The organism is Actinomyces sp. ICM58, assembly GCF_000283035.1.
GTDB lineage: Bacteria > Actinomycetota > Actinomycetes > Actinomycetales > Actinomycetaceae > Pauljensenia.
Genome location: NZ_ALIY01000202.1, coordinates 1 through 11,932 on the forward strand (window position 1 = coordinate 1; position 11,932 = coordinate 11,932).

At 68.8% G+C, this 11,932-nt stretch carries 9 protein-coding genes and 2 pseudogenes; all 11 read right to left on the reverse strand.

What is annotated here, in order from left to right; all coding sequences use genetic code 11:
- Positions 1-825, reverse strand: a pseudogene (locus tag HMPREF1138_RS09060) (DNA translocase FtsK); the annotation flags it as partial.
- Between the two features lie 56 nt (positions 826-881).
- Positions 882-1,781, reverse strand: coding sequence for a PfkB family carbohydrate kinase (locus HMPREF1138_RS09065; RefSeq protein WP_039937779.1), 900 nt, complete (start codon positions 1,779-1,781; stop codon positions 882-884).
- Between the two features lie 113 nt (positions 1,782-1,894).
- Entirely contained in the window at positions 1,895-3,586 is a 1,692-nt protein-coding gene (locus HMPREF1138_RS09070) for a ribonuclease J (RefSeq protein ID WP_039937774.1), read from the reverse strand.
- A gap of 149 nt (positions 3,587-3,735) precedes the next feature.
- Positions 3,736-4,632, reverse strand: coding sequence for a 4-hydroxy-tetrahydrodipicolinate synthase (dapA, locus tag HMPREF1138_RS09075; protein WP_009059000.1), 897 nt, complete (start codon positions 4,630-4,632; stop codon positions 3,736-3,738).
- A 101-nt stretch (positions 4,633-4,733) separates the two neighbouring features.
- Positions 4,734-5,267, reverse strand: coding sequence for a GNAT family N-acetyltransferase (locus HMPREF1138_RS09080; protein WP_039937777.1), 534 nt, complete (start codon positions 5,265-5,267; stop codon positions 4,734-4,736).
- Entirely contained in the window at positions 5,264-6,004 is a 741-nt protein-coding gene (dapB, locus tag HMPREF1138_RS09085) for a 4-hydroxy-tetrahydrodipicolinate reductase (protein WP_009059012.1), read from the reverse strand. Before dapB ends, HMPREF1138_RS09080 begins: the two co-directional genes overlap by 4 nt.
- Positions 6,005-6,076: 72 nt before the next feature.
- Entirely contained in the window at positions 6,077-7,381 is a 1,305-nt protein-coding gene (locus HMPREF1138_RS09090) for a M16 family metallopeptidase (protein WP_009058998.1), read from the reverse strand.
- Between the two features lie 129 nt (positions 7,382-7,510).
- A complete protein-coding gene (locus tag HMPREF1138_RS09095) occupies positions 7,511-9,856 on the reverse strand; it encodes a polyribonucleotide nucleotidyltransferase (protein ID WP_009058996.1) in 2,346 nt (781 codons plus the stop codon).
- Positions 9,857-10,040: 184 nt separating this feature from the next.
- Positions 10,041-10,310, reverse strand: coding sequence for a 30S ribosomal protein S15 (gene rpsO / locus HMPREF1138_RS09100; RefSeq protein ID WP_007587851.1), 270 nt, complete (start codon positions 10,308-10,310; stop codon positions 10,041-10,043).
- A 231-nt stretch (positions 10,311-10,541) separates the two neighbouring features.
- Entirely contained in the window at positions 10,542-11,531 is a 990-nt protein-coding gene (locus tag HMPREF1138_RS09105; protein ID WP_009059003.1) for a bifunctional riboflavin kinase/FAD synthetase, read from the reverse strand.
- Positions 11,532-11,541: 10 nt separating this feature from the next.
- Positions 11,542-11,932, reverse strand: a pseudogene (locus HMPREF1138_RS09110) (tRNA pseudouridine(55) synthase TruB); the annotation flags it as partial.

Consider the following 11,932-nt stretch of genomic DNA (forward strand, 5'->3'; position numbering starts at 1 on the left):
CCCATCGTATTCGTCGAGGAAGGCGTCGTCGCCGGCGGCCAGATCCTTGCGGCCTTTGCGGCGCGCCTCCTTGGCGGGGTCAGAGTCCGCCTGCGCCTCCGGGGCGTCGCCGTGCACTCGCTCCCCGCTCAGGCGCGCGGCGAGGTCACGCAGGCGCGCCGGAACGTCGGCGACGGCGGTGCGGGTGGCCAGCAGGATGGAGTAGGCCAGGAGCAGGACGAGCAGGGCGCCCGCACCCCACCCGGACAGGAGGAGGGCGAGGGGGCGGGCGATGAACCAGCCGAGCAGGCCTCCCGCCGCGTCGAGCCCGGGATCGTCCCCCATCCCGGGGTTACCGCGCGAAATGTGGACGAGGCCGGTCAGGGCCATCGTGATGCCGATGCCGCCTGCCACGTGGTGGGGCAGGGCGGAGCGCCCCGAGCGCGCCGAGACGAGTTCGCCGGCCAGGGCGATGAGGAGGAGGGGCAGGACGACGGAGAAGATACCGACGAGTCCCGCGGAGGCAGCGTGGATGGCGTCCCCGGCCTCGCCGGAAATCTGGAACCACTCGCGCAGGGCGATAACGATCGATGCGGCGACGGCGACGAAGGCCGCGGCGTCGCGCTTGACCTGAGGATCCGTGGCTTTCCAGGCGCGCGCGGCGCCGACTCCCGCGCGCGCGACGGCTGCGAAGAAACGAGCCAGGAAGCCGGGCTGGGTGGGCTCGGGAGCACCCGACGCGCGTGAGGACGAGCCCTTGGGGGTGCCGGCCTGAGAGGAGCCGGCCTTGGTGCGCGGGCGCGCGGGGGCTTTACCGGAGGAGGAGCGTGGAGACGATTGTGCCATGATTGCTCCACGATATCGTCCACTCCCCTCCCGGGCAGGAGGCGCGCCGCGCGGGCTCAGTGCAAGATGTTCGTAACAACGCCGGTTTCGAGCACGTTTTCCACCTGGGCTCGGGTGGGCACGGGCAGCGCGGACTCGTGGGAGACGGCCAGGGCGGCTCCCGCATTCGCCATGAGGCAGGCGGTCTCCAGGTCGTAGCCCACAAGGATGCCGGCGCACATCTCCGCGATGTGGGTGTCCCCCACGCCCGCGGTGTCGGCGACGCGCACGCCGAAGGCAGGAATGTGGATGATGGGGCCATCCGCGCTGGTCTGGAGCTCGCAGCCCTGATCGCCCGAGCGGCGCACGGTGGCCGCGTCGGGACGCAGGTAGGAGCGGATCGTGGAGCCGTGACGGTTCGCGTCGAGGATGCCGGCCAGGGCAGCGGCCTCCCAGCTGTTCATCGTGACGACATCGGCTCGCGGGAAGATTGTCTCCCAGGCCTCGACGGGCACCTGGGCGACCGCAGGCGACACGGAGACAACCAGCGTGACGAAGGGCGGTAGGGCGGCCGCCCACTCGCTCAGCTCGACGGCCGCGTGCGCGTTCGTCATGTCGGAGGCGGCCACGTGGACCACGTCCCCCTCGCACAGCTCGATGCACTCGAGGGCGGAGCGCGAGGGCTCGGACTCGACCCCGGCAGTGACGACCGATCGCATCGTCCCGTCCTCGTCGATCAGCTGAATGACGACGCCGATGTCACCGACCAGTTCGGGGGTCAGGACCTCGACGCCGGCCTCGACGAGCTGCTGGCGCACAGCAAAGGAGTTTGGGCCCGTGCCCAGGGGCGATGCGGCCGCGGCCGGAACGCCCATGGCGGCCGCCGCACACAGGGTCGTAAAACCGCCGCCGGGCCGCGAGCTGGCGGCGTCGGCGTGCACGGAACCCCCGCGATCCGGCATGTACGCGATGTGCATCGGTAGCACCAGAGCAACAGAGTGCGTCGAAATGAAACGACCCGACACAGACTTTCCTTCCCTGTTATCCGCGCTCCCCCGAGGGCAGCCACGGCCTCGTCAATGGCGGCGAGCTACTGCTCGGTGACCACCGGAACGATCATAGGACGGCGACGCAGGCGCCGCGCAACCCAGCGCCCAATGACGCGGCGCATCGCCTGCTGCAGAACGTAGGGGTCCTGGCCGCCGGGAGCCGCCGCATCCTTCAGGGCCTTGGCGACGTCGGGCAGGATCTCCTCGAACACCGAATCGTCCTCGGCCATACCGATCGCGCGGATCTCCGGCCCGGCCAGCACCATGCCGGAGTCGTGCTCGACGACCGCGAAGATGGAGATGAAACCCTCCGACCCCAGGGTGCGGCGCGTCGCCAGCTCGTCCTCGGAAATCTCGCCGATCGAACGACCATCGACGTACACGTATTCGCAGGGCACGACGCCCGACACACGCGCGACGCCATCCTTGAGGTCGACGGTCACGCCATCCTCGGCCAGGACAACGTTCTGCGGGTCGATGCCGGTCTTGACGGCCAGCTGCCCGTTGCCCACCAGGTGACGCACCTCGCCGTGGATCGGCATGACATTCTTGGGCTGAACGATGTTGTAGCAGTAGATGAGCTCGCCGGCGCTCGCATGGCCGGATACGTGCACCTTCGCGTTCTCCTTCGACACGACGCGCGCACCCAGGCGGGTCAAGTCGTTGATGACGCGATACACGGAGTTTTCGTTGCCGGGGATCAGCGAGGAAGCCAGGACGACCATGTCACCCGGCTCAATTCGAACTGAGCGGTGCGAGCCGACCGACATGCGCGACAGGGCCGCCATCGGCTCGCCCTGCGAACCGGTGGCCATGTAGACGCGCTGGGAGGGCGCCAGCTCGCCAATGTCCTTCAGATCCACAATGACGCCCTCGGGAATCGACAGGTACCCCTTCTCCTCCGCGATGCGCATGTTGCGCTCCATGGAGCGACCCACGAAGGCGACACGGCGCCCGTGGTGGGCGGCGGCGTTGATGACCTGCTGGACGCGGTGCACGTGGGAGGCGAAGGACGCAACGATGATCTGGCCGGTCGCCTCGCCGAACACCTGATCCAGGACCGGGCCGATCTCGCGCTCCGGCGTGATGAATCCGGGCACCAGCGCATTCGTGGAGTCCACCATGAACAGGTCGACGCCCTCCTCACCCATGCGAGCGAAGGCCCGCAGGTCGGTGAGGCGACGATCCAGGGGCAGCTGGTCCATCTTAAAGTCGCCCGTGATGAGCACCTTGCCGGCCTGCGTGCGCACGAAGACCGCGAGCGCGTCGGGGATCGAGTGGGTGACGGAGACGAACTCGAGGTCGAAGGGGCCGACGGTGAGGCGGTCGCCCTCGGCGACGACGTTCAGGCCGGGGTCCGCGAGGCGATGCTCGCGCAGCTTGGGGGCGACGAAGGCCAGGGTAAGATCGGAACCGTACACCGGGATGTCGCCGCGCAGCTTGAGCAGGTAGGGGACGGCACCGATGTGATCCTCGTGACCGTGGGTGAGCACCAGGCCCACGACGTCGTCCATGCGCTCCTCGATCCAGGAGAAATCGGGGAGGATCAGGTCAACGCCGGGTTGGCTTTCCTCGGGGAAGAGGACGCCGCAGTCCACGACCAGGAGTTTGCCCCGGTATTCCAGGACGTTCATGTTGCGGCCGACCTCGCCGAGGCCTCCCAGCGGGATCACTCGCAGGGCGCCGTCTTCGAGGGGCGCGGGTTCGCTGAGATTCTCGTACAAAGACTTCATAGTGCCAGTCTGCCACGTCAGAGTGCTTTTGCCCGCATCGGGGGCTCTCCCAGTCGGGTCGGCCCCCTCACACTTGGGGGCGAGGGGGCCGAGGAGTCTCGTCGACGAGGCCGTGGCCGGGCCGCGTCGCAGGGCGGGGACGGGCGGCGCTAGAGGAGCCCGGCGACGCACAGGGCACGGCGCAGCGCGGAGATCTCGTCGTCGCTGATGCCGACCATGGGCAGGCGCACGGCCGGGCTGTCGATGACGCCCTGAAGCCACAGGGCGTATTTGGCCATGACGGCGCCCTGCCCGCCGCCCATAATGGCGTGGACGAGGGGGCGCAGGGAGTAGGACAGCTCGCGGGCCTCCCACACTTGGTCGGTGTCGAGCAGCTCGATCATGCGGCGGTAGTGGGCGGAGGCCACGTGCGTGACGACGGAGATGAAGCCGGAGGCGCCGCCCGTCATCCACGCGAAGTTCAGGCCGTCGTCGCCGGAGTAGTACTCCAGGCCGGTGCGGTGCATGCGCTCCACGCCGGTCTCGACGTCGCCGGTGGCGTCCTTGACGCCGAGGATGCGCGGGTGTTGGGCGAGGATGTCGAGGGTCGAGTCGGAGAAGGCGATGCCCGTGCGGCCCGGGATGTCGTAGAGCATGACGGGCAGGTCGGTCGCATCCGTGACGGCTCGCACGTGGGCGCGCAGGCCCTCCTGGGAGGGGCGGTTGTAGTACGGGGAGACGATCAGCAGACCGTCCGCGCCGTGCTCCTGAGCGCCCTCACCGATGCGCACCGCGTGCGCAGTGTCGTTCGAGCAGGCGCCGCACAGGATGAACGCGCGATCCCCCACGGCCTCGCGCACGGCGTCCGTCAGGTCGTTCTTTTCGGGCTGGTGAGTCGTGGGTGACTCTCCCGTCGTGCCGGACAGGAGGATCGTGTCGCAGCCTTCGTCGACCAGCTTAGTCGCGAGGCGCTGCGCGGAGACCAGGTCAATGTCGCCGGAGGCCGTCATGGGGGTGACCATCGCGGCGGCCAGTGAGCCGAAGCGGCGCGGAGGAATATTCGTCATATCCCCATCTTACGCACCCAGGGCTGCCTGAGCCTCCCCCTGCCAGTTCCCGGGCGTCCACGCTGCGTCAGGCGCACCACCGCGCGCTCCCCCGTGGGCCCTTAGTCGCGCTGCGCCCACCACATGTGCTGGGTCTGGCCGCCGATCGCGCGAACCGCCCCCGAGGGGGCGAATCCAGCGGAGGAATAGAAGCGTTGGCGCTCCTCGTCATCCGCGCCGACCCACACGCGCAGCTGCCCGCTCGTCAGGTCGGCGATGGCCGCCAGGAGGCGCGAGGCGTGTCCGGCACGCCGAAAGTCCGGGTCCACGACGAGCTCGTAGACCTGCGTGGCCTGTCCCCCATCCGTCTCACCCGGCTCCGATTCGGCGGAGCCCGCCCCAGCCTCGTCGGGCCCGGCCAAGGCGAATCCGACGATCGTGTTGGCGTGCAGCGCGATCAGGGCCGCGCTGCCGGCTGGGCGGGGTTCAGTCAAGGCCACCTCCCACCGGCGAGAGAGCATGTCCTCGGTGATGCCCTGGGCCTCAAGCGCATCCCCTCCTATGAGGACGCGCCAGGCGCTCAGCTGCAGGCGCGCGATGGCGCCTTCGTCGCCGCGCTGAGCGGGCCTCACCGATCGGTCGGGGGATGCACTCACAGGCCCATGACCTGGTCGAGGCCGATCGTCAGGCCGGTGCGGCCACTCACGCGGCGCACGCCCAGGAGCACGCCGGGCATGAAGGACACGCGGTCGAAGGAGTCCGTGCGGATAACCAGCTGCTCGCCCTCGTTGCCCAGGAGGATCTCCTCGGAGGCGGTCAGGCCCCGCAAGCGCACGGCGTGCACGGGGATGCCCTCGACGCGTCCACCGCGGCTGCCCAGCTCGTCCGTCTGCGTCGCGTCGGGCATCTGCCCCAGGCCTGCCTCGGCGCGCGCCTTCGCGATGCCTCGCGCGGTCGCGACCGCGGTGCCCGAGGGGGCGTCCACCTTGCCCGGGTGGTGCATCTCGATGACCTCGGCGGACTCGAAGTAGGGGGCGGCCATGGCCGCGAACTTCATGGCCAGGACAGCCCCCATCGCGAAGTTCGGAGCGATCAGGACCGCGCGTCCGGCTGCCTCGGCGTGCTCACGCACGCGCGCGTAGGACTCCTCAGTCCAGCCGGTGGTCCCGACGACGACGTCGACTCCCGCGTCCAGGAGCGCATGCACGTTCGCCTCCGTGACGGCGGGCACCGAGAAGTCCACGGCGACCGAGGCGCCGCGCAGGCTCTCGGCGGTAATGGGGTCGCCCGCGTCGAGCTGAGCGACGACCTCCATGTCAGGGGCTCCATTAACGGCCGCCACGACGGTCGAGCCCATGCGGCCCTTGGCTCCGGTCACTGCCACGCGAATCATGTCTGTCTCCTAGTGCGAGTGTGTTGTAGTCATCAGGGGCCTGCGCTGGGGCCGCCCCCTCGTGTCGTTGTCTTATTCCTGGGGCAGGACCAGCGCTCGGCAGTCCAGCTTGGCGAGGAGGGAGGAGGCCAGGGCCCGCACGTCGGCGGCGTCCACCGCGTCGAACTCGGCCAGGGACTCGTCGATGGGACGGTAGCGGCCGATGATCTCCGAGCGACCCAGGCGCATCATCCGCGACCAGTTATCCTCAAGGCCCAGGACGACGCCGCCTCGCACCTGTCCGCGCACGCGCGTCATCTCCTCTTCGGTCGGGCCTCCAGCGGCCAGTTCCTCCAGCTGCGCGCGCATGATGGCCTCGACCTCGTCGACCCTGTCGGGGCTGCAGCCCGCGTACATGCCGAAGGTGCCCGTATCGGAGTAAGCGACATCGAAGGCGTAGGTCGTGTAGGCCAGGCCGCGCTTTTCTCGCACCTCCTGGAAGAGGCGCGAAGACATGGAGCCGCCCAGGATCGACAGCAGGACGCTCATCGTGGGGCCGAGGGGGTCGGTGGCCGACAGGCCTTCGCAGCCAATGAGGACGTGCGCCTGGGTGACGTCGCGGCGTCGAGTGATGTCCTTCTCGTGGTCGACGATGGGCGTCGCGCTCGTCGATCGACGAGGCCGGGGGGCGGCCGCGCTCACGTGATCCCAGGGGGATGCCTCCAGGGCAGCCTGGACACGCTCGACAACATGGGCGTGGTCGACATGGCCGGCGGCGGCGACAATCAGAGAGGAGGGACCATAGTGGGCCTGGTAGTGCTCCCAGACATCTAAGCGGCCTACGGCGGTGATCGCCTGGGAGGTGCCGCCGACGGGGCGGCCGATGGGCCGGTCACCGTGGACTGCCAGCTGGAAGGCCTCGTGGACGGTTTCCGTGGGCGAGTCCTCCCCCATCGCGAGCTCGTCGAGGATGACGCCGCGCTCCATCGCGAAATCCTCCTCGCCCAAACGCGAGTCGGTGACCATGTCGGTCAGGGTCTCGATCGCCATATTCAGGTCGGCGTCGCGCACGCGCGCCCAGTAGGCGGTGTGCTCGCGCGCCGTCTCCGCGTTCGATTCGCCGCCGACGCTGTCGAAGGCGACCGCGATGTCCAGGGCGGTGCGCTTGTTCGTGCCCTTAAAGAGGAGATGCTCGAGGAAGTGGGTCGAACCCGCTGTGCGCTCTCCCTCGTCGCGAGAGCCCACGGGCACCCACAGTGAGATGCCGACGCTCTTAGTCGCGGGGATCGTCTGGGTCAGGACGCGCGTGCCGCATCCCAGGATGGTGCGATCAATGCGCGTGTCGCCGTCCTCGATGGACAGGCCCGCCACGTCGAGCGGCAGCGGCTTCGGTGTCATTCTTCTCCTCATCGGTTCCCAGCGCGTGGATGAGCATGAAACGTTCACAGTGTAGCGGTAATAGGGCCGGTGGCCGGGTGGAGCACGCGCCCCGTCCCGGCCACCGGTCCGTCAGCTAGCGGGAGCTACTCACTCCTCGGAAGCGCCTTCCTCGCGCTCGTCGTCGCGGCGACGACGGGTGCGGGTACGGGGACGACGCTCGCGGCGCTCGGAGCGATCGCGACGCTCGCGGCGCGGCTCTGCCGACTCGCCCTCGGGGACCTCGAGTTCGCCGGCCTCGCCGTCGATGACGGCGTGCAGGCTCAGCTTGCCGCGGTCGCCGATCTCGTTGATCTCGACCTCGACCTGCTGGCCGACCTGCAGGACGTCGTCCACGGAGTCGATGCGCTTGCCGCCCACGAGGCGACGGACCTGCGAGATGTGCAGCAGGCCGTCCTTGCCGGGGGTGAGCGACACGAAGGCGCCAAACGACGTGGTCTTGACAACCGTGCCGACGAAGCGCTCGCCGACCTCGGGCATCTGCGGGTTCGCGATCTGGTTGACCATCGTGCGGGCGGCCTCGGCGGAGGCGCCGTCGGAGGAGGCGATGTAGACGGTGCCGTCGTCCTCGATGGTGACGTCAGCGCCGGTCTCGTCCTGGATCTGGTTGATCATCTTGCCCTTGGGGCCGATGACCTCGCCGATCTTGTCGACGGGGACCTTGACGGTGATGATGCGAGGAGCGTTCGGGCTCATCTCATCGGGGCCGTCGATGGCCTGGTTGATCAGGTCGAGGATCGCCAGGCGGGCGTCGCGGGCCTGGGCCAGCGCGCCGCGCAGCACCTGGGAGTCGATGCCGTCGAGCTTGGTGTCCAGCTGCAGGGCCGTGATGAAGTCACGGGTGCCAGCAACCTTGAAGTCCATGTCGCCGAAGCCGTCCTCGGCGCCCAGGATGTCGGTCAGGGTGACGGCCTTGAACTGGCCGTCGACCTCGCCGGTCATGAGGCCCATCGCGATGCCCGCGACGGGGGCGCGCAGCGGCACGCCAGCCTGGAGGAGGGACAGGGTCGAGGCGCACACGGAGCCCATCGACGAGGAGCCGTTGGAGCCCATGGTCTCGGAGACCTGACGGATCGCGTAAGGGAACTCATCGCGGGAGGGCAGGACGGGAACCAGGGCGCGCTCGGCCAGGTCACCGTGGCCGATCTCGCGGCGCTTCGGGGAGCCGACGCGGCCGACCTCGCCCGTGGAGAAGGGGGCGAAGTTGTACTGGTGCATGTAGCGCTTGGAGTTGACGGGCGACAGGTTGTCGATCTGCTGCTCCATGCGCAGCATCGCCAGGGTGGTCACGCCCAGGATCTGGGTCTCACCGCGCTGGAAGAGGGCGGAGCCGTGCACGCGGGGCAGGACCTCGACCTCGGCGGACAGGGAACGGATCTGGCGCGGGGTGCGCCCGTCCATGCGGATCTCTTCGCGCAGGGTGCGGTTACGGATCGTGGCCTTCTCGAGCGAACGGAACGCGGCCTTCAGGGCCTTCTCCGACTCGGGGAAGCGCTCGGCCAGGGCGCCAAGCATTTCTTCCTTGACGGCGTCGACGGCCTGGTCGCGGGCAAGCTTGCCCTCGGTGAGCAGGGCCTGGGCGACCTTCTCGGCGGCGTATTCCGCGACCGCCGCGTACTCCTCGTCGGTGTAGTCCAGGAACAGCGGGAACTCCGCCGTCTCCTTGGAGGCCTTCTCGGCCACCTTGAGCTGGGCCTCGCACAGGGCCTTGATGAACGGCTTAGCGGCCTCGAGGCCGTCGGCGACGACGTCTTCGGTGGGGGCGGTGGCGCCGGCCTGGATGAGCTCCCACTCATTCTTGCCGCCGCCGGCCTCGACCATCATGATCGCGACGTCTTCGGAACCGTCTTCCTTCGTGACGATGCGGCCCGCGACGACGATGTTGAACACGGAACGCTCAAGCTCGCTCCAGCGCGGGAACGCGACCCACTGGCCGTCGATGAGCGCCAGGCGGGTGCCGCCGATCGGGCCCGTGAAGGGCAGGCCGGCGATCTGGGTGGACATGGACGCTGCGTTGATCGCCAGGACGTCGTAGGCGTCGTCCGGGTCGATCGTGAGGATGGTCTCGACGACCTGAACCTCGTTACGCAGGCCCTTGACGAAGCCGGGGCGCAGCGGACGGTCGATGAGGCGCGCGGCCAGGATGGCCTCGGTGCCCGCGCGGCCTTCGCGGCGGAAGAAGGAACCGGGGATGCGACCCGCGGCGTACTGACGCTCTTCGACGTCGACGGTCAGCGGGAAGAAGTCGAACTGGTCCTTGGGGTTCTTGCCGACCGTGGTGGCGGACAGAACGGTGGTGGAATCGTCCAGGTAGGCCAGCGCGGAGCCGGCGGCCTGCTTGGCGAGACGGCCGGTCTCGAAGCGCACGGTGCGCTTGCCGAAACGGCCGTTGTCGATAATCGCCTCTGCGGCGACGATGTCGGAGCCTTCCATCATGGGGCGTTTCTCCTTGGGTTGGTGGTGTCGCGCTCCACTTCGGCCTTCGATCGAAGCCCACGGATCAACGCTCCGGAGGCCACTGTCGAAAACCGGCGGTTTTCGCGCGAAAAATTACGGTTTGCCCGAGGTGGGCGTGTGAAAACCGGCCCGTCTCCGCTACGGGAGGCGGGCCGGCCCAAAATCAGCGGCGCAGGCCGAGGCGCTCGATGAGCGAGCGGTAACGCTCGATGTCGATGTCAGCCAGGTAACCCAGCAGGCGGCGACGACGGCCGACCAGCAGCAGCAGGCCACGACGGGAGTGGTGGTCGTGCGTGTGGGTCTTGAAGTGCTCGGTCAGATCCTTGATGCGGCGGGTCAGCAGCGCGATCTGCACCTCGGGGGAACCGGTGTCGCCCTCGTGGGTCGCGTACTCGGCGATGATCTGGTCCTTGACGTCCTTGCTCAGCGGCACAGGCTTCTCCTTTGTATTCGTTGCGCGGGGCACCCGGGCTTGTCCCGGATGCTGACAGTCCGCGGCCGATCGACGGCTTTTCTACAGTAGCACGTCCGGGATGCGAGATCGCGCGTGAGCGACGAAGGTAACGATTCTGTCGGGCAGGAAAGAGGCCCGCTCCCCTCCCCCGCCACCTGCACGGACGCTCGTCGACGGCCGGCGCCGAGGCCGGGATCCGGAAGGCGGCACCTAGCGGGCGGTGACGGAGTCCGGGTCGACGCGCCCGGTGACACCGATGCCGAGGACGGAGGCGGTCTGTCGCAGGTCGTCATCCATCTGGGTGAGCAGCCCGTCAAGGGAGTCGAAGGAGAGCATGGGGCGGATGCGCGACACGAAGGTGACCGCGATACGTTCACCGTACAGGTTGAGGTCCGAGCGGCCCAGGACGTGAGCTTCGACGGTGCGTTGTTCTCCGTTGAACTGGGGATTCGTGCCCACGGAGATAGCGGCGGGGAGGAACTCGGCGGATTGGGTGCCGGGCACGGCTCGCACGACCCAGCCGGCGTACACGCCGTCGGCGGGGATGACGCCTTCGACGTCCTCGGACAGGTTTGCGGTCGGGAATCCGAGGGTGCGTCCGCGCTTGAAGCCGTGGCAGACGGTGCCGCGGATGCGGTGGAGATGGCCGAGGACGCGGGCTGCGCCTGCGACGTCGCCGGCTGCCAGGAGCTCGCGCACCCAGGACGAGGACCAGCGGCGTCCCTCGGGAGCCTCAATGTCGGTGACGGTGATGACGCCGAAACCGTAGCGGCTCCCCAGCTCGCGCAGCGTGTCGATCGTGCCCGCATTGCCGCGTCCGAAACGGAAGTCTTCGCCGACGACGACCTCGCGCGCACCGCAGCGCTCGACCAGGTATTCGTACACGAATTCCTCGGCTTCGAGGCTGTAGACGCTGGCGTCGTAGTGGGCGACGAGGGTGGCGTCCAGGCCAGCGGCAGCCATCGCGTCCAGGCGGTCGCGCAGCGGGGAGATCAGCTGGAGACCCACCTCGGGCTTGTGTACCTGAATGGGGTGAGGGTCGAAGGTGATGGCCACGGCGTCGACGCCGAGCTTGTGGGCTCGCTCGATGCAGGTGGAGACGACCTTCTTGTGCCCGTTGTGCATGCCGTCGAAGTTACCGATGGTGACGACACTGGCCTCGTTGCCGGGAATGTCAGAGAGGGAATACCAAACGTTCATGAGTATCTTTCTAGAAAACCAGGACGGTACGCAGGCGAGCGGCATCAATGCGAAGCAGGCCCAGGACAGTGCCGTCGGGCGCGACGGCGGCGATCGGCGCGGCTTCCTCCTCGGGCGCGGCCTGCGGGGCGTAGCCGACCTCGGCCGCCCACTGCGCCAACTCACCGCGGCAGCGCCTGGGGGCCTGCCCGTGGCTCAACGCCCCGGCCTCGGCCTCGGTCAGGGCCAGCGCCGGAAACATGTCGAGCGCGGCGCGCCCCAGAGGAATCAGGGGGAGCACCGGTTCCTCGCCCTCCCCCGTCGGTGTGTTTTCCACGGCGCGGGTGAGCTCGTCCAGGGTGAGCGCGTCATCGAGCGGGAAGCCGCCGACGCGCGTGCGTCGCAGCGCGGTCAGGTGGGCG

Excerpts from the sequence above, each read along its gene's own strand:
- dapB (WP_009059012.1), bottom strand. The coding sequence starts at position 6,004 with ATGATTCGCGTGGCAGTGACCGGAGCCAAGGGCCGCATGGGCTCGACC.
- HMPREF1138_RS09065 (WP_039937779.1), bottom strand. The coding sequence starts at position 1,781 with ATGCACATCGCGTACATGCCGGATCGCGGGGGTTCCGTGCACGCCGAC.
- HMPREF1138_RS09070 (WP_039937774.1), bottom strand. The coding sequence starts at position 3,586 with ATGAAGTCTTTGTACGAGAATCTCAGCGAACCCGCGCCCCTCGAAGAC.
- HMPREF1138_RS09095 (WP_009058996.1), bottom strand. The coding sequence starts at position 9,856 with ATGATGGAAGGCTCCGACATCGTCGCCGCAGAGGCGATTATCGACAAC.
- HMPREF1138_RS09105 (WP_009059003.1), bottom strand. The coding sequence starts at position 11,531 with ATGAACGTTTGGTATTCCCTCTCTGACATTCCCGGCAACGAGGCCAGT.
- dapA (WP_009059000.1), bottom strand. The coding sequence starts at position 4,632 with ATGACGAATATTCCTCCGCGCCGCTTCGGCTCACTGGCCGCCGCGATG.
- HMPREF1138_RS09090 (WP_009058998.1), bottom strand. The coding sequence starts at position 7,381 with ATGACACCGAAGCCGCTGCCGCTCGACGTGGCGGGCCTGTCCATCGAG.